The organism is Micromonospora yasonensis, assembly GCF_026013475.1.
In the GTDB taxonomy this organism is placed as follows: Bacteria; Actinomycetota; Actinomycetes; order Mycobacteriales; family Micromonosporaceae; genus Micromonospora; species Micromonospora yasonensis.
Genome location: NZ_JAPDPH010000017.1, coordinates 13,592 through 31,008, shown reverse-complemented (window position 1 = coordinate 31,008; position 17,417 = coordinate 13,592). Strand labels below are relative to the sequence as shown.

13 protein-coding genes are annotated in these 17,417 nt (G+C 73.8%); 7 read left to right on the top strand and 6 right to left on the bottom strand.

Annotated elements, in window-relative coordinates; genetic code table 11:
- Position 1: 1 nt before the first annotated feature.
- Together rpsL and ONA70_RS06150 are read right to left on the bottom strand one after the other, a co-directional pair.
- Complete coding sequence (rpsL, locus tag ONA70_RS06155; protein WP_007465318.1) at positions 2-376, bottom strand: 30S ribosomal protein S12; 375 nt, start codon at positions 374-376, stop codon at positions 2-4.
- Positions 377-907: 531 nt separating this feature from the next.
- Entirely contained in the window at positions 908-1,042 is a 135-nt protein-coding gene (locus tag ONA70_RS06150) for a hypothetical protein (protein ID WP_406601151.1), read from the bottom strand.
- Here ONA70_RS06150 and ONA70_RS06145 point away from each other — a divergent pair.
- From ONA70_RS06145 to ONA70_RS06135, 3 genes are all read left to right on the top strand, one after another.
- Positions 1,028-1,990, top strand: coding sequence for a WD40/YVTN/BNR-like repeat-containing protein (locus ONA70_RS06145; RefSeq protein WP_265005359.1), 963 nt, complete (start codon positions 1,028-1,030; stop codon positions 1,988-1,990). The two genes, ONA70_RS06150 and ONA70_RS06145, sit on opposite strands and share 15 nt — an antisense overlap.
- Positions 1,991-2,125: 135 nt before the next feature.
- Positions 2,126-3,625, top strand: coding sequence for an Asp-tRNA(Asn)/Glu-tRNA(Gln) amidotransferase subunit GatB (gene gatB, locus ONA70_RS06140; RefSeq protein WP_265005358.1), 1,500 nt, complete (start codon positions 2,126-2,128; stop codon positions 3,623-3,625).
- 120 nt (positions 3,626-3,745) lie between these two features.
- Entirely contained in the window at positions 3,746-6,103 is a 2,358-nt protein-coding gene (locus ONA70_RS06135; RefSeq protein WP_265005357.1) for a transketolase-like TK C-terminal-containing protein, read from the top strand.
- A 30-nt stretch (positions 6,104-6,133) separates the two neighbouring features.
- Here the strand turns inward: ONA70_RS06135 and ONA70_RS06130 are convergent, their stop codons facing one another.
- Positions 6,134-7,777, bottom strand: coding sequence for a metallophosphoesterase (locus ONA70_RS06130; RefSeq protein WP_265005356.1), 1,644 nt, complete (start codon positions 7,775-7,777; stop codon positions 6,134-6,136).
- 97 nt (positions 7,778-7,874) lie between these two features.
- The gene (locus tag ONA70_RS06125; protein WP_265005355.1) at positions 7,875-9,050 is read right to left on the bottom strand and encodes a PQQ-dependent sugar dehydrogenase; all 1,176 of its coding nucleotides are present in this window, start codon (positions 9,048-9,050) and stop codon (positions 7,875-7,877) included.
- A gap of 148 nt (positions 9,051-9,198) precedes the next feature.
- On the opposite strand from ONA70_RS06125, the gene ONA70_RS06120 reads away from it, so the two are divergent.
- The gene (locus ONA70_RS06120; protein ID WP_265005354.1) at positions 9,199-10,125 is read left to right on the top strand and encodes a 2-hydroxyacid dehydrogenase; all 927 of its coding nucleotides are present in this window, start codon (positions 9,199-9,201) and stop codon (positions 10,123-10,125) included.
- A 10-nt stretch (positions 10,126-10,135) separates the two neighbouring features.
- Here ONA70_RS06120 and ONA70_RS06115 read toward each other — a convergent pair whose 3' ends face one another.
- Positions 10,136-10,513 carry a PH domain-containing protein gene (locus ONA70_RS06115; protein WP_265005353.1) on the bottom strand — a complete coding sequence of 126 codons (378 nt, stop codon included), beginning with the start codon at positions 10,511-10,513 and terminating at the stop codon, positions 10,136-10,138.
- 249 nt (positions 10,514-10,762) lie between these two features.
- Between ONA70_RS06115 and ONA70_RS06110 the strand changes: the two genes are divergently transcribed.
- Entirely contained in the window at positions 10,763-12,991 is a 2,229-nt protein-coding gene (locus ONA70_RS06110) for an EAL domain-containing protein (protein WP_265005352.1), read from the top strand.
- Positions 12,992-13,021: 30 nt separating this feature from the next.
- On the opposite strand, the gene ONA70_RS06105 is transcribed toward ONA70_RS06110, so the two are convergent.
- Positions 13,022-14,041, bottom strand: coding sequence for a LacI family DNA-binding transcriptional regulator (locus ONA70_RS06105; protein ID WP_265005351.1), 1,020 nt, complete (start codon positions 14,039-14,041; stop codon positions 13,022-13,024).
- A 390-nt stretch (positions 14,042-14,431) separates the two neighbouring features.
- On the opposite strand from ONA70_RS06105, the gene ONA70_RS06100 reads away from it, so the two are divergent.
- Together ONA70_RS06100 and ONA70_RS06095 are read left to right on the top strand one after the other, a co-directional pair.
- On the top strand, positions 14,432-16,888 hold the full coding sequence (locus tag ONA70_RS06100) for a glycoside hydrolase family 2 protein (RefSeq protein WP_265005350.1): 2,457 nt from the start codon (positions 14,432-14,434) through the stop codon (positions 16,886-16,888).
- Between the two features lie 153 nt (positions 16,889-17,041).
- Positions 17,042-17,380 carry an ArsR/SmtB family transcription factor gene (locus ONA70_RS06095; protein ID WP_265005349.1) on the top strand — a complete coding sequence of 113 codons (339 nt, stop codon included), beginning with the start codon at positions 17,042-17,044 and terminating at the stop codon, positions 17,378-17,380.
- The last annotated feature ends 37 nt before the right edge of the window (positions 17,381-17,417 follow it).

Here is a 17,417-nt window from a genome sequence, read left to right as displayed (position 1 = left end):
GTCAGCTCTTCTCCTTCTTCGCGCCGTAACGGCTGCGCGCCTGCTTGCGGTTGCGGACACCCTGGGTGTCCAGCGAACCGCGGACGATCTTGTACCGCACGCCGGGGAGGTCCTTCACACGACCACCGCGAACGAGCACGATCGAGTGCTCCTGCAGGTTGTGGCCGACGCCCGGGATGTAGGCGGTCACCTCAATCTGGCTGCTGAGCTTGACACGAGCGACCTTGCGCAGCGCCGAGTTCGGCTTCTTCGGGGTGGTGGTGTACACGCGGGTGCACACGCCGCGCCGCTGGGGGGACCCCTTCAGCGCCGGGGTCTTGGTCTTGGTCGTCTTGGCCTGACGGCCCTTTCGGACCAACTGCTGAATGGTGGGCACCGGGTTTCTCCGCTCCCTTCGGCCGCTGCGAGGCGACCGCGCTGTCTGCTCCAGCCGGCCTGATGGACGGCTCTCCTACATTCCAACCAGGGCCACCTGATGGAGGTCCCAGCACCCGCGGTCGGGCGTGTCGCCCGGATCACGGTCCCGGTGTCGTCGCTCGCGCGCCGTACCGGGTTTCTGTCACCGGCACAGGGAGGTCCCCGCGCCAGATCTTGGGCTTTGGTCGTGCCGCCGCGCGATCACCGGCTGACCGGTTCCAGCGCACGCACGCATTGCCCGGGCTTGCCCGGGCACAAGGGGAAAGAGTACCTACCACAGCCGCGCAGGTCAAAACGGAGCGGTCCGGAAGAACTGCGTCGCAGTCACCGGCCGATCTCATCGTGCCTGCCCGCCCGTGATGGGCACCTACGGTTACCAGTGTACCGGCTGCGTCCGTGACCGGCCGGGCGGGCCCGCTTCAGCCCGACTACCGGACGGCGCAGGACGTCCGGCCCGCCTGTTCACGCCGGTCAGCACCCCGGCGGCCGATCACGTGATCTGCACCACTAGGGCGATCGCGAGCCCGAGCAGGCTCAGCAGCAGGCCCACTCCCCCGCAACTGAGTCCCGCCACGGCCAGGCCCCGCCCGGTGTGCAGGGTGACGGTTCGGTGACCTTCACCCACAACGACGGGGTGTTCCTGGCGCCGACCACGACCGCCGTCACCGCGGTGGCCTATCCGAAGCTCGTCGCGCTGACCACCCCGAACACCCTGGTGTCCATCGCCAAGCGGTCGATCCAGCGATCCACCGACGCCGGCTGCACCTGGCAGCAGATCGCCGGCACCGAGCGGAACCTGGCGACGTACGACCTGGCCGCCGGGCCGGACGGCACCGCGTACGCGTACGGCATCAACGACCAGCCGATCTACCGGGTGCAGGGCGACCAGGTCGTCGAGGTCGCCGGCCCGGTCCCGGACGACGGCGTGGCCACGCTGTCGGTGGACCCGACCGACGCCCGGGTGCTGCGGGCGGTCAGCAAGGCCGGGCAGATCTACGACTCCGGCGACGGCGGCCTCACCTGGTTCGCGGCGGGGGTGCCGGCCGGCCGGGACGAGTTTGTCTACAAGGCGGCCGTCGACCCCGCCGACCGCGCCCACGTCATCGCCGGGACCATGGGCAACGGCAGCTACGTGACGTTCGACGGCGGCCAGAGCTGGACCAGGTCGGCCGGGGTCGGCGCCACCCCGCGCGCCAACGGCTTCTCGGTGGCGTTCTCCCCGGCCGATCCGCGCACGGTCTGGCTGGAGGGCTACGACCTCAGCCAGAACGACAACTCCGCCCGGCACATCTGGCGCTCGACCGACGGGGGCCGCAGCTTCACGTCGGTGCTCGACGGCGCCGGTCCGACGCTGATCAACGGCACGCCGCTCTGGCCCAGCCCGGTCGACCCGGACGTGCTGTACTTCGCGTACGGCACCTGGTACGGCGGCTACGGCACCGATCTCTACCGGTACGACGTCTCGACCGGCCGGCTGACCTCACAGCACAACCCCCACGACGACATCGGCGGCGTCGCCTTCAACCCGGTCGACCCGCAGGTGATCTACCTCGGCGTGGTCGAGGAGCGCTGACTCACCGGGCCCGCCCGGGGACGGTTCCCCGGGCGGGCCGGGCGGGTACCGGCGTGGACGGAAACCCGGGGGACGTGACCGTACCCAGCCCCATTAGGCTGGAATGGTTCTGTCCGGATCGCGCCTGGAGCTCAGATGACGACGACTCTGCCCGCGTACGACGAGGTCGTCGCGCGCTACGAACCGGTGATCGGCCTGGAGACCCACGTCGAGCTGGGCACGAACACCAAGATGTTCTGCGGCTGCCCGACCGACTTCGGCGGCGAGCCGAACACCCGGGTCTGCCCGGTCTGCCTGGGCCTGCCCGGCTCGCTGCCGGTGGCCAACAAGGCCGCCATCGAGGCGACGATCCGGATCGGCCTGGCGCTCAACTGCTCCATCGCCGAGTGGTGCCGGTTCGCCCGGAAGAACTACTTCTACCCGGACATGCCGAAGAACTTCCAGATCAGCCAGTACGACGAGCCGCTCTGCGTCGACGGCTACCTGGACGTCGAGCTCAACGGCGAGACCGTGCGGATCGGCATCGAGCGGGTGCACCTCGAGGAGGACACCGGCAAGACGCTGCACGTTGGTGGCGCCACCGGCCGCATCCACGGCGCGACCGAGTCGCTGGTCGACTACAACCGGGCCGGCATTCCGCTGGTCGAGATCGTCACCAAGCCGATCCCCGGCACCAGTGCGCTCGCGCCGGAGGTGGCCCGGGCGTACGTCACCGAGCTGCGCGACGTGATCCGCTCGCTGGGCGTCTCCGACGTCCGGATGGAGGAGGGCTCGCTGCGCTGCGACGTCAACACCTCGCTGAACAAGCCGGGTGAGGAGTGGGGCACCCGTACCGAGACCAAGAACGTCAACTCGCTGCGGTCGGTCGAGCGGGCGGTCCGCTCGGAGATGCTGCGCCAGGCGGCGGTGCTCGACGCCGGCGGCAAGATCACCCAGGAGACCCGGCACTTCCACGAGGACACCGGGGACACCACCCCGGGCCGTTCCAAGGAGACCGCCACCGACTACCGGTACTTCCCGGAGCCGGACCTGGTGCCGCTCGTGCCGGACACCGCCTGGGTGGCCGAGCTGAAGGCGGCCCTGCCCGAGCTGCCCCGGCTGCGGCGCAAGCGGATCCAGCAGGAGTGGGGCCTGTCCGACCTGGACATGCAGTCGGTGGTCAACGCCGGCGCGGTCGAGCTGATCGAGGCCACCGTGGCCGCCGGGGCCAGCCCGGCCGCCGCCCGCAAGTGGTGGCTGGGCGAGCTGTCCCGGCGGGCCAACGAGACCGGCGTGGAGCTGGCCGACGTCGGCGCCACCCCGAACCAGGTCGCCGAGCTGCAGAGCCTGGTCGACGCCGGCAAGCTCAACGACAAGCTGGCCCGTACCGTCCTGGAGGGTGTGGTGGCCGGCGAGGGCTCGCCGACCGAGATCATGACCAACCGGGGCCTGGAGGTGGTCTCCGACACCGGCGCGCTCACCGCCGCCGTGGACGAGGCGATCGCCGCCAACCCGGACGTCGCCGACAAGGTCCGCAGCGGCAAGGTCGCGGCGGCCGGCGCGCTGGTCGGCGCGGTCATGAAGACCACCCGCGGCCAGGCGGACGCCAAGACCGTCCGTGAGCTGATCCTGGAGCGCCTCGGCGTCCAGGGCTGAGTCCCACCCGAAGGCCGCCGTCGTGACCCGGCGGCGGCCTCCGGTCCTTTTTCGGGTACGCGGCCACCCCGCGCCTCCCCCTCGCGTGGGCGTCAACGGCGACGCCCGGATGGAGCCACCGTGAACCAGCACGACCTCGACGTCCTCGATGAGATCCAGCGGCGGGTGCTCTGGCTCGCCACCCGGATCGTGGACGCGGCCAACCACGACCGGAACACCGGCGACGGGGTGAAGGTCGGCGGCCACCAGGCGTCCAGCGCCTCGCTGGTCACCGCGATGACCGCGCTCTGGTTCGCCCACCTGGACGCCGAGGACCGGGTCGCGGTCAAGCCGCACGCCTCGCCGGTCTTCCACGCCATCCAGTACCTGCTCGGCAACCTCGACCGGTCGTACCTGCCGAAGCTGCGGGCGCGCGGTGGGCTCCAGTCGTACCCGTCGCGGACCAAGGACCCGGACGGGGTGGACTTCTCCACCGGCTCCGTCGGCCTCGGCGCCGCCGCGCCGCTGTTCGCCGCGGTCACCCGCCGCTACGTCGACGCCCACTTCGGCCAGCGCCCGCACTCCCGGTTCATCGCCCTGATCGGCGACGCCGAACTGGACGAGGGGAACATCTGGGAGGCCGTGGCCGACCCGGCCACCACCGGGCTGGGCAACGTGATGTGGCTGGTCGACTTCAACCGCCAGTCGCTGGACCGGGTCGTCCCCGGGGTACGGATCAACCAGTGGCGCGGCCAGTTCGAGGCCGCCGGCTGGCACGTCGTCGAGGTCAAGTACGGGCGCAAGCTCGCCGAGGCGTACGCCCGGCCGGGCGGGGAGGCGCTGCGCGACTGGATCGACCTGATGCCGAACGAGCAGTACCAGTCGCTGTTCGGGCTGGCCGGCCCGGCCCTGCGCAAGCAGTTCCTGGACGGCGCGCCGGCCGGGATCGCCGAGTTCATCGCCGACATCCCCGACGACGAGCTGGGCCCGCTCGTCACCGACCTGGGCGGGCACGACCTGCAGGCGTTGCTCGACGCGTACGCCCAGTGCGACGCGGTCACCGACCGGCCCAGCGTGGTCTTCGCGTACACCGTGAAGGGCTGGGGGCTGCCGATCGCCGGCAACCCGCGCAACCACTCCGCGCTGCTCACCACCGAGCAGGTGGACGCGCTGCGCGCGTCCCGCGGCCTGACCGCCGACACCGAGTGGGACCGCCTCGACCCGGCGTCCCCGGCCGGCATCCGGGCCGGCGAGCGCCGGGAGGCGCTGTCCCGCGCGCCGCGCGAGCGGGCGTTGGGGGTCGCCGTCCCGGAGACCACCAAGGTACGCGTGAACAAGCCCGTCTCCACCCAGGAGGTCTTCGGCCGGGTGCTGGTCGACCTGGCCCGGGACCCGCAGGTGGCGCCCTACCTGGTCACCACCGCGCCGGACGTGGCCACCTCCACCAACCTGGCCGGGTTCATCAACAAGACCGGCGTGTTCGCGCCGACCGAGCAGCGCTCCTGGACCGAGGACCGGATGCTGCGCTGGACGGAGAGCCCGGCGGGCCAGCACATCGAGCTGGGCATCTCCGAGATGAACCTGTTCCTGCTGCTCGGCCAGCTCGGCCTGTCCTGGGACCTGTCCGGCCAGCCGCTGCTGCCGGTCGGCACGGTCTACGACCCGTTCGTGCTGCGCGGCCTCGACGCGTTCCTCTACGGCACCTACTCCGGCTCCCGGTTCGTGGTGGCCGGCACGCCGTCCGGCATCACCCTCGCCCCCGAGGGCGGCGCCCACCAGTCCACCATCACCGCCTCGGTCGGGTTGGAACTGCCCGGGGTCACCTTCGTCGAGCCCGCGTACGCCGGCAGCCTCGACTGGCTGCTCTGCGACGCGCTCGGCCAGATCGCCGGGGGAGCGGCACCGGCCGCCACCGCCGCGCCGGCCGAGGACGGGGCGTACTACTTCCGGCTCAGCACCCGCCCGATCGACCAGGCGCCGTTCGAGGCGGCCCGGACCCGGATCGGCGACGCGGTGCTGCGCCGGCAGGTGGTGGCGGGCGCCTACCGGCTGGTCGACGCGCACGAGGCGTACCCGCACCTGGCGGACGCCCCGGTCGTGCAGCTCGCCGCGTCCGGCGCGGTGCTGCCCGAGGTGCTCGCGGCCGCCGCGGAGCTGGCAGAGGAGGGGGTGGCCGCGCACGTCGTGGACGTCACCTCGCTGGACCGGCTCTACCGGGCCTGGCAGCGGACCCTGCGCCAGGGGGTGCGGACCGCGACCGTGCCGAGCGTGCCCGGCGCGCTGCGGTCGGCCTTCGCCGACCGGGTGCCGGTGGTGACCGTGCACGACGCCGCCTCGCACGCGATGGCCTGGCTCGGCTCCGCGCTCGGCGCCCCGGCGGTGCCGCTCGGGGTGGACGAGTTCGGCCAGTCCGGCAGCGTCCAGGAGTTGTACGAGCTGCACGACCTGCTCCCCGGCAGCATCGTCAACGCCGCCCTGGCCGCCCTCTCCCTCCGCTGACGGCGCGCCCCGGCCGCCGCCCGGCCCGGATCAGCCGGTGGGGGTGGGGCTGGGGCTCCCGGTGGGGGTCGGGCTCTCGGTCGGCGCCGGGGACTCCGGGCCGCCCCGGGTCGGCGTCGGGGTGACCGGCACCTGGTCACCCTTCTTCGGGTCCCGGATCACGTGCCGCTCCAGGTTGACCTGCGACTGCCCGGTGCCGCCCACCGTGATGTCGTCGTACGCCTGGAGCAGCTTCTGCTGGTCGAAGTAGAGCACCGTCATGGTCAGCGGGGTGGGCTTCTCGCCCTCCAGGCCGCGCAGCCCGGCGCCGCCGGTGGAACCCTCCACCATCAGCGTGGTCTGCTCCTTGTCCGGCACCGGCGGCAGCTTCAACACCTGCCGTTCGTGCAGGTGCCCGGCGAGCACCAGCGGGCAGGTGCCGGAGAGCGGCCCGGCCGAGGACGGGTCGTGCACCATGGCGATGTTCACCTTGGTCGGCGAGTTCTCGACCGTGGTGGCGAGCTGCTCGCCGGCCCCGATCACCTGGTTGGCGACCTGCGCGGTGAGCCCGCTGCCGGCCGGCGAGGTCTCCTTGTCCGGAGTGAACCGGGGATCGCCGATGCCGGCGATGGTCAGCCCGGAGACGGTGACCGTGGAGTTGTTCAGCACGATCGCGTTCGGCTGCTGGGCCACCGCCGCAGCCGTCCGCGCCGAGTCGTGGTTGCCGCGGATGTAGACGTACGGCTTCTTGAGCAGGCCGATCGAGCCGACGAAGGACGCCTCGGGCTCGCTGCCCCAGTCGGTGATGTCTCCGGTGTCGATCACCACGTCGATGTTGAACTGCTCGACGACCGTGCGGATGAGCTGCCACCCGGTCGGGTTGAGGTGCATGTCGGAGACGTGCAGCACCCGGGTGGTGCCAGCCGCCGGCTGGTAGACCGGCAGCGAGGAGACCGTGGTGTAGAGCTTGCTGACGTTGCCGACCAGCCGCTGGAGCTGTTCGGCGTACTTGGTGTAGTCGTTCGCGATCCGCCGCGCGTCGCCGACGATCGCCGGCGCGTTGACCAGCAACCCCTCGTAGCGGGGTTCCTCGATCGCCTGCGGGCGGATGGTGAGGGCGGCCACCCCGAGGCTGCCCGCGGTGATCACCAGCGCCAGCCCACCGGCCCAGGCCATCCGGCGGACGTCCCGGAAGGCCAGCCCGGCCAGGAGCAGGGTGGCCAGCACCGTCGAGGCGAGCGTCTTCAGCCCGAGGCGCATCACCCCGGCGTGGACGTCCTCGACGGCCGACTGGCTGGCCCGGCTGATGCTCGCCGGGTCGTCGATCAGCGCCTCGGTCCGCCGCTGGTCCAGCGAGCCCAACTGCACCGTCAGGTACGCCGGGCCGTTGTGGCTGTTCAGCTGCAGTGAGCCCAGCGGTGGGATGTCGACGGTGGTGCCGCCGCTCAGCGACGGGCTGAGGCTGAGGTGGGCGCGGAACGGCCCGATGTCGGTGCTCACGTGCCCACCGGCGTACGTCCCGGCGACGATGCCGGTCAGGGTGACCACCAGCACGGCCAGCATCGTGCCGATCCGGCGCAGCCAGCTCCGCGACCGCTCGCCCCGCCATGGTCGGAACGCCCAGCGGCGGGCGCGCCCGGTCTCCGGGGCGGCCTCCGCCCCGGTGTCGCGCTGCTCGTTCTCCTGGCCGTCCATGCTGAGATTCTGTCCTGCCCCTAGAAAGATCTTGGTAAACCTGAGCGAACCCCCGGCCTTCTCGCCGGCCTCCTTGCGCGCCGGCCGGGCCGGCCGGTCAACTGCGTCCGGCCCCGCCGTCGGCGAAGACCAGCCGCAGGATCCGGTCGTCCTCCGGGGTCGGCTTGCCCCGGCCGTCCCGGTTGGAGGTGCTCACCCAGACCGAGCCGTCCGGGGCGACCGCGGCCGCCCGGAGTCGACCGTACTTGCCGGTGAGCAGCTCGCGAGGCTGGCCGAAGACGCCGCCGTTCGCGGTCAGCTCGACCAGCCAGAGCCGCTGGCCGCGCAGGCAGGCGGTGATCAGCAGGCGCTCCACCGCGGCCAGCCCGGAGCAGGACGCCTCGGCGGTACGCCACTGCACGATCGGGTTGACGTACCGCCTGTCGTCGCTGCGCCCCTCCACGCTCGGCCAGCCGTAGTTGCCGCCCTTGTCGATCTGGTTGATCTCGTCCCAGGTGTTCTGGCCGAACTCCACGGCGTACATCCGTCGGGTCGCGGTCCAGGCGAAGCCCTGGACGTTGCGGTGCCCCAGCGACCAGACCGGGGAGCCCGAGGTGGGGTTGCCGGGCGCCGGCTTGCCGTCCCGGGTGATCCGGAGGATCTTGCCGTTGAGGCTCTTCGGGTCCTGCGCGGCGGGCTGGTTCCCGGCGTCGCCGGTGCTGGCGTAGAGGTAGCCGTCCGGGCCGAAGCCGAGACCGCCGCCGTCGTGGGTCGAGGCCTTCGGGATGCCGGTGAGGATCGGGGTGGGCGGCCGGCCCGATTCCAGCCGCACGATCCGGTTGTCCTGCGCGGTGGTGTAGTAGACGAAGACCGTCCGGTCCTTCGCGTACGCCGGGGAGACCGCGACGCCGAGCAGCCCGGCCTCGCCGCCGGCCGCCACGTCCGGGATGGTCTGCACCACGGCGACCTTCATCCCCTCCGGCCCGGACTCCGGGCCGACCTGCAGGATCCGGCCGCTGTCCCGTTCGGTCACCAGCGCGCCGCCGTCGGGCAGGAAGGCCATCCCCCACGGCACCGCCAACCCCTTGGCCAGCACGGTGGCGACCACCTGCTGGCCGGCGCCGCCCGGGGCCGCCGACGCCGAGGGCGTGGGCAGGTTCGGCGGCTCACCGGCCGGATCGGGGTCGGGCTCGCCGAAGGCACAACCGGTGGTGCCCAGCAGCAGCGTCGTGCAGGACGCCGCCAGCGCCGCCCGCAGGCGGCGGGTGCGGAGGTACGGGGGACGGGCGTTCACCCGCCCCAGCCTAGCCGGGTCGGCCGATGATCCGGGCGCTCCGGAACCGGCCCGGTCGACCCGGTGTGCGTCTGCCGGGCGGCGTCGACGGCCCCAGGTGTCCGGTCCCGCGTCGGCCGCCCCGGCGGGACGGCTATCGTCGGCGGTCGTGAAGGTATGGATCCCGCACCGGGCCGGGCAGGCCCTCCTCGGCGAACTTCCGTCGGACGTCACGGTGGAGCTGCTGGACGATCTCGCCCAGCTCCCGTCGTCCCCGGCCGACGTGCGGTTCTGGGTGCCGCCCTTCCTCGCCGGCCCGGACGCCGGCGCCCTGCTGGCCGAGCTGCCCGACCTCGCGGTGGTGCAGCTCCTCTCCGCCGGGGCGGACGCCTGGGTGAGCCGGATCCCGGACGGGGTGACGCTCTGCGACGCCCGGGGGGTGCACGACTCGGCCACCGCCGAGTGGGTGGTCACCGCGATCCTGTCCGTCCTGCGCGGCTTCCCCCCGCTGGCCCGCGCCCAGGCCCGCCGCGAGTGGGCGTACCACGAGGTGGCCCCGACCGACGAGCTGGCCGGCAAGCGGGTGCTGATCGTCGGCGCCGGCTCGATCGGCGCGGCGCTCCGCGCCCGGCTGGCCCCGTTCGAGGTCACGTTCACCCTGGTCGCCCGTACGCCGCGCCCGGCCGAGGGGGTGCACGGGGTGGACGAGCTGCCCGCCCTGCTTCCCGAGGTGGACGTGGTGGTGCTGCTGGTGCCGCTGACCGAGCAGACCCGAGGCCTGGTCGACGAGAAGTTCCTCGCCGCGATGCCGGACGGGGCGCTGCTGGTGAACGCGGCGCGCGGCCCGGTGGCCCGGACCCCGGCGCTGGTCGCCGAGCTGGCCTCCGGCCGGCTGCGGGCCGCGCTGGACGTGACCGACCCCGAGCCGCTGCCCGCCGACCATCCGCTCTGGGAGATGCCGAACGTGCTGCTCACCCCGCACGTGGCCGGCTCGGTCCGCGGCCTGCTGCCGCGCGCGTACCGGCTGGTGGGGGCGCAGCTGCGCCGGTTCGTGGCGGGGGAGCCGCTGGAGAACCGGGTGGTCGACGGCTACTGACCCGGCCAGCTCAGCCGGCGTTGTCGGTCAGCTCCCGGCCGGTGGCCGAGATCAGCCGGGGCAGGTCGGCGGCGCGGACCGCGGGGAGCACGAGCAGTTCGCCGTCGTCGAGCCGGGCGACCGCCCGGCCGCGGGCGTCGCCGCTCAGCTCGGCGACCCGCTCCCACGGGATCCGCCGCTGCCCCACGAGGGCCCGCAGTCGCAGCTCGCGGGTGTCGGCGTCGGTGCCGGCCCGCCAGCTCCAGACGGCCACCGCGAGCGGGACCAGCAGCACCCAGAGCAGCCACCAGCGGGCGGTGGCCAGCGGCAGCGCGCCGATGAACGCGACGATCGCGGCGACCAGGATCGCCTGGTTGTGGCGGAAGTGGAGGGTGTCGGCGCGGCTCACCCTCCGATGATCCCACCCGTCCCGGGCGCCGCTCCGGCCGGGCGGGACGCAGTGGCCGGTGGCATACGTGTGACCCACGTCACCCGCTTCATCCATAACCCCTCGTGTCCGGGATCGTTATCAGGCGTGGCCGCGCCGGTCCCCGTCCGGCGTCGTCCGCACCCGTCGCCCGACCTCGACCCCGACCGCTGACCCCGCACGTCGCTCCGCAACCGCACCGCCCCGTGCCCCCTCACGAAGGCGACCGCCGTGCCCGTCACCCACCTCCCCGGCGACCCGCGTCGCCGACCGCCACTGCCCGAACTCCTCGTCTCGCTCTCCGGCGCGCTGTTCGTCCTCGCCGGCGCCGTGGGCCTGGTCCCGGCCCGGTCCGCCGTGGCCCTCGGCGTCGCCGCCGGCTGCGCCCTGGCCTGCGTCCGGCTCGCCTGGCTCGCCGGCGCCCCGCTCACCCACCGGGTCGCGGCGATCCTCGACGCGGCCGTGCTGGTCGCCGGGCTCACCGTGGCCGTGCTGCCGCTGACCGATCCGCCGTACCGGCTGCCGGTCGCGCTGGGCGGCCTCGCCCTCAGCGTCCCGCTGTACGCCCTGGCCCTGTTCCGCCTCCCCGGGCGGGCCCGGCTCTCCGGCGCGCAACGGCTGCGCCGGACCGTCGACGTCCTCGGCCTGGGGATCAGCCTGCTCTTCGCCGGCGCGGTCCTGCTGCCGCCCGGCGCGGTGCCCCCGGCGGCGCGGGTCGCCACGGTGGGCGGGGCGATCGGGCTGGCGGTCCTGCTGGTGGGCGCGCTGACGGAGCGGCGGCGCCGGCCCGGCGCGGCCCGCTGCCTCGCCGGCGCCGCGGCCACCCTCGCCGGTCTCGCCCTGCTCGTGGTGCTGCTCGCCTACGATGCGCCCGATCGGGCCACCCTCGCCGTCGTGCCACCGCTGCTGTTCGGCGCGTTGCTCACCGCCGCGGGCGCGCGGCGTGCCGGCGCCGGGGAACGGCCCGCACCCGACGGGCCGCCGGCCCCCTGGCCGCGACTGACCGCGCCGGCCGGGGTCGCCGCCCTCGCCGCCGGCCACCACCTGTGGGCGGTCGGCGAGTTCACCACGCCCACGACGGCGCTCGGCCTGGCGATCATCCCGCCGATGGTGGTCCGCGAGGTGCTCACCGCCGCGGACGACCGGCGGCGCGCCCAGCGGCTGGCCGTCCACGAGGCACGGCTGCGCGCGCTCGTCGGGGACGCCCGGCCGGCCGTGCCGGCCCCGGGCGGCAGCGCACTCACCCTGCTGGCCGACCGGCCCGAGCTGCTGCGCCGGCTCACCGGCCGGGCCGGCGGCGCACTGCTCCTGGTCGATCTGCTCGGCCTCGACGACGGGACTGGGCTGGCCGAACCGGTGCTGGTCGAGGCCGCCCGCCGGCTCCGTGCCGGGCAGGGCCCCGACGACCTGGTGGCCCGGCTCGGCGGCACCGAGTTCGCCGTGCTCACCGACGTCGGGCCGGTGCTCGCGTACGCGCTGAGCACCCGACTGCTGGCCGCGCTGACCGAGCCGTACGGGTGGCCCGGCGGGTCGACCCGGCTGCGCGTGGGGATCGGGCTGGCCGAGACCACCGGCGGGGACCCGCAGGACGTGCTCCGCCAGGCCGAGTTGGCCCGGCGGCGCGCGGTGCAGCTCGGCGGGGATCGGGTCGAGTGGTACGACGCGTACCTGGAGGAGCAGCTCGTCCGCCGGCTCGACCTGGAACGGGAGCTGCCCGGCGCGGTGGCCCGGGACGAGTTGGATCTGGTCTACCAGCCGGTGCTGGCCCTGGCGGACCGGCGGCTGGTGGGCACCGAGGCGCTGCTGCGCTGGCGCAGCCCGGTGCTCGGCACGGTGCTGCCGGACGAGCTGCTGCCCGTCGCGGCGGACCTGGATCTGCTCGGCGAGGTGGGGCGGTGGGTGCTGGACCGGGCCTGCCGGCAACTGGCCGACTGGTCGGCGAGCGGCCGCGAGCTGTGGATGGCGGTGAACGTGACGCCCGGGGAGCTGGCCGCGCCCGACTTCGTGTCCCGGACGGCGACCGCCCTGGCCGCGTACGAGGTGCCGCCGGAACGCCTGGTGGTGGAGGTGGCCGAGCCGGTGGTGGCCGACGAGCTGCCCACGGTGGTGGCCCGGTTCGCCGGTCTCCGCTCGCTCGGCGTCCGGACCGCGCTGGACGACTTCCGTGCCGAACACGCCTCCCTCGCCCAGCTCCGTCGGCTCCCGATCGACCTGCTCAAGATCGGCCCGCACCTGATCGGGCCGCCCCCCGACGGGCAGCACCCATTGATCGACGTGGTGGCCAGCCTGGGCGTCCGGCTCGGCCTCGAGGTGGTGGTCGAGGGGTTGGAGTCGGACATCCAGGTGGCCGGGGCCCGGCGCGCCGGCTGCCGCTACGGGCAGGGCTTCGCGCTCGCCCGGCCGGCCACCGCCGAGCGGGTCGAGGCGTGGTTCGAGGAGTTTCCCTCGACCCCGCGCTGAACCGGTACGGGCAGGAGCGGCTTAGCCGGTTCACCGGGCCCGGGGCGGGGCGGTGCTGCCACGCGGGGTGAGGTGGGCGGTCTCGTCCTGGAGGCCGGTTACCGGCTCGCCCGCGATCACCGCGAGCAGTTGCCGCGCGGCGTGCGCCCCGTACGCCGGGATGTCCCGGCCCAGCGCGGTCAGCGGCGGGTGCACCAGCTGGCAGAGCGGGGAGTCGTCCCAGGCCACGATGGACAGGTCGCCCGGGACGGCCAGGCCCATCTCCTGGGCCACCGAGAGTCCGGCGATCGCCATCACGTCGTTGTCGTAGATGACCGCGGTGGGCCGGTTGGCGGAGCTGAGCAGCCGCCGGGTGGCCCGGGCGCCCTCCTCTCCGGTGTAGTCGGACCAGACCGTGGTGGCGTCGTCCAGCCCCAGCCGGCGGCACACGCCGGTGAACGCGTCGGTGCGGATCTCGGTGTGCAGCAGCGAGGGCAGGCCGCCGACCCGGGCGATCCGGCGGTGCCCGAGGGCGACCAGGTACTCCACGGTCTCCACCAGGGCCGCCGCGTCGTCGGACCAGACGCTGGCGAGGTTGCCGGTGTGGCCGGGGCCGCCGATCACCACGGCCGGCAGTTGCAGCTCCTCCAGCGCCGGCACCCGCCGGTCGTCGGTGCGCAGGTCGCACACGAACACGCCGTCCACCCGCCGCTCGGCCCACCACCGGCGGTAGACCGCGATCTCCGCCTCCTGGTCGGCCACCACCTGGAGGGTCAGCGCGTACGAGCGGGCGGACAGTTCCGCCTCGACGCCGCTGATCAGCTCCATGAAGAACGGCTCGATGCCCAGTATCCGGGCCGGCCGGCACAGGGCCAGGCCGACCGCCTTGGCGGTGGCGCCGGAGAGCGCGCGGGCCGCGCTGCTCGGGCGGAACCCGATCTCCGCGGCGATGGCCAGGACCCGCTGGCGGGTCGCCTCCGACACGCCGGGCTGTCCGTTCAGCGCGTACGACACCGCGCCCTTGGAGACCCCGGCCCGCCGGGCGACATCGGCGATGGTCGGCCGCTTCACCGGCGCGCTCCTCCACTTGTCCGGGCCCCGCGGGGCAGTCCTGCGCCGTCGGGGTGACCGGCGGCTGTCACGCTACTGCAACGGGTCCGGCGGCCGGTCGGCGCGGCGCGGCCCCGCGGCGGTACTGAACCGCCGCCACTTGCGCGGTTAAGCGCACGACCACGCCCACCGGCCGAGGTGGTCGCGCTGTTGACCGGCCGTTGACAGTGCCGTGGGTCGCCCGTACGGTGGCCTCACTTATCCGGTTCAGTCAACGTCTCTCGATCTCAAGGCCGGCCTCTCGCTCAACGTGGATGCTCGGCCACACCAAGGACACCGCCCCCTGCTGGTGATGCTGTTCATCGGTGGACGTCAGATCGTCCGCGGAATCATGGAAGGCGCGGTGAAGTCGTGAGTCAGCGAGCGTTGCACGACGGGTGGGTGCTGCGGGCCGTACCCGGGCCGCGGGTGCCGCCGGAGGTCGCCGACCGGGCGGTGCCGGCCACCGTACCCGGCTGCGTGCACACCGACCTGCTGGCCGCCGGCCTCATCCCCGACCCGTTCGTCGACGACAACGAGAACCGGCTCGGCTGGATCGGGCGCACCGACTGGGTCTACGAGACCACCTTCGCCTGGCAGCCCGGGGACGACGAGCGGGTGGACCTGGTCTGCGCCGGGCTGGACACGGTCGCCACGGTGACCCTCAACGGCACGCAGGTCGGCCGCACCGAGAACCAGCACCGCGGCTACCGGTTCACCGTCGGCCCGCTGCTGCGGCCCGGCGCGAACACGCTGGCCGTCCGGTTCGACTCGGCGTACCGCTATGCCGAGGCGCACCGGGACCGGCTCGGCGACCGGCCCAACGCGTACCCGGAGCCGTTCCACTTCATCCGCAAGACCGCCTGCAACTTCGGCTGGGACTGGGGACCCACCGTGGTCACCGCCGGCATCTGGCAGGAGATCGGGCTGCACGCCTGGTCGGCCGCCCGGCTGGCGACGGTCCGCCCGCTGGTCACCGTCGCCGGCGACACCGGCCGGGTGGAGTTGCACGTCGAGGTCGAGCGGGCGGCCGAGGTGCCGCTCGCCGTGCACGCCACCGTGGCCGGCGCGGCCGTCGAGGTCACCGTCCCGGCGGGGGAGCGCACCGCCGTGGCCACCCTCACCGTCCGCGACCCCGAGCTGTGGTGGCCCGTCGGGTACGGCGAGCAGCCGTTGTACGACCTAACGGTGACCCTCCACGCCGAGGACGGCCGGGTGCTGGACGGTTGGTCCCGACGGATCGGCTTCCGCTCGGTACGCCTGGACACCGCCCCCGACGCGCACGGCTCCGCGTTCACCCTGCACGTCAACGACGTGCCGGTGTTCGTCAGGGGCGTCAACTGGATCCCCGACGACGCGTTCCCCAACCGGGTCACCCGGCAGCGCCTGGCCGAGCGGTTCGCCCAGGCGGTCGGGGCGAACGTCAACCTGCTCCGGGTCTGGGGCGGTGGCCGGTACGAGTCGGTGGACTTCTACCAGCTGGCCGACGAACTGGGCCTGCTGGTGCAGCAGGACTTCCTCTTCGCCTGCGCCGCGTACCCGGAGGAGGAGCCGTTCCGTACCGAGGTCGAGGCGGAGGCCCGGCAGCAGGTCACCCGGCTCGCCGGCCACCCCTCGCTGGTGCTGTGGACCGGCAACAACGAGAACATCTGGGGCTGGCACGACTGGGGCTGGCAGGAACCGCTGGCCGGACGGACCTGGGGGCGGGGCTACTACCTGGAGTTGCTGCCCGAGATCGTGGGTGAGCTGGACCCGACCCGGCCGTACTGGCCGGGCAGCCCGTGGTCGGGCAGCGAGGACGTGCACCCGAACGACCCCGCGCACGGCACCACGCACATCTGGGACGTCTGGAACACCGACGACTACCCGAAGTACCGCGAGTACGTGCCCCGCTTCGTGGCCGAGTTCGGCTACCAGGCGCCCCCGACGTACGCGACCCTGCGGCGGTCCATCTCGGACCAGCCGCTCGTCCACGACTCGCCCGGGATGGCCCACCACCAGAAGGCGGTCGACGGAGACCGGAAACTCCAGCGCGGGCTGGACGCCCACCTGCCGGCGCCCGCCGACTTCGACGACTGGCACTACCTGACCCAGCTCAACCAGGCCCGGGCCATCCAGCTCGGGGTCGAGCACTTCCGTTCGCACCGGCCGGTCTGCGCGGGCACCATCGTCTGGCAGCTCAACGACTGCTGGCCGGTCACCTCCTGGTCGGCGGTCGACGGCGACGGCCGGCGCAAGCCGCTCTGGTACGCGCTGCGCCGCGCGTACGCCGACCGGCTGCTCACCGTGCAGCCCCGGGACGGCGGGCTGGCCCTGGTGGCGGTGAACGAGACCGGCGCGGCGTGGCAGGCGGGGGCAATGGTCACCCGGCTCACCCTGGCCGGGGAGCCGAGGGCGACGACCTCGGTCGACCTCGACGTCCCCGCGTACTCCTCGGTGGTGCTGGCGCTGCCGCCGGAGCTGGCGCGGCCGGACGAGGCCCGGCGGGAGCTGCTGGTCGCGGAGCCCTGGGACGCTACGGAGCGGGCGCTGTGGTTCTTCGCCGAGGACCGGGAGATCGAGTGGCCGGCGGCCGAGCTGGACGCCACGGTCGAACCGGTCGACGGCGGTCAACTGGTCCGGGTGGCCGCCCGGACGGTGCTGCGCGACCTGACGCTGTTCCCGGACCGGCTGGACCCGTCGGCGGAGGTGGACCAGGCGCTGGTCACCCTGCTGCCCGGGGAATCGGCGGCGTTCACCGTGCGGGCGGACGTCCCGCTCGATCCCGCCGCGCTGACCCGCCGCCCGGTGCTGCGCTGTGTCAACGACATCACCGCAGGGACGGGGTGAGGCCTTCACGGTGACGGTCGGCTCGGCGGGGTGACCGCCGGGAAACCGGCCGCCTCTCCTCGCGCACGCTCCGACCGTCCCGGCACCGACCGGCGTCGGCTTGAAGATTTCTGCAAGTGCTAAAGTCTTCAGCGACCTTGGGGAGGGATCTTCGTGTCGGTGCCGCTGTACCAGGCGAAGGCGGAGCTGTTCCGCACGCTGGGCCATCCGGTCCGGATCCGGGTGCTCGAACTGCTTCAGGACGGGCCGAAGCCGGTCCGCGACCTGCTGGCCGCCAACGACGTGGAGGCGTCCAACCTCTCCCAGCAGCTCGCCGTGCTCCGTCGCGCCGGCATGGTCACCTCGTACCGGGACGGGGCACTGGTCATGTACTCCCTCAGCACCCCCGACGTGGCGGACCTGCTCGCCGCCGGGCGGCGCATCCTCGGCGCCGTGCTCACCGACCGGGACGCCCTCCTCGACGAGCTGCGCGCCTCCCGGACCGACCGGTGAGCAGCGGGACGGTCGAGCGGGCACAGCGGGCCGGCGG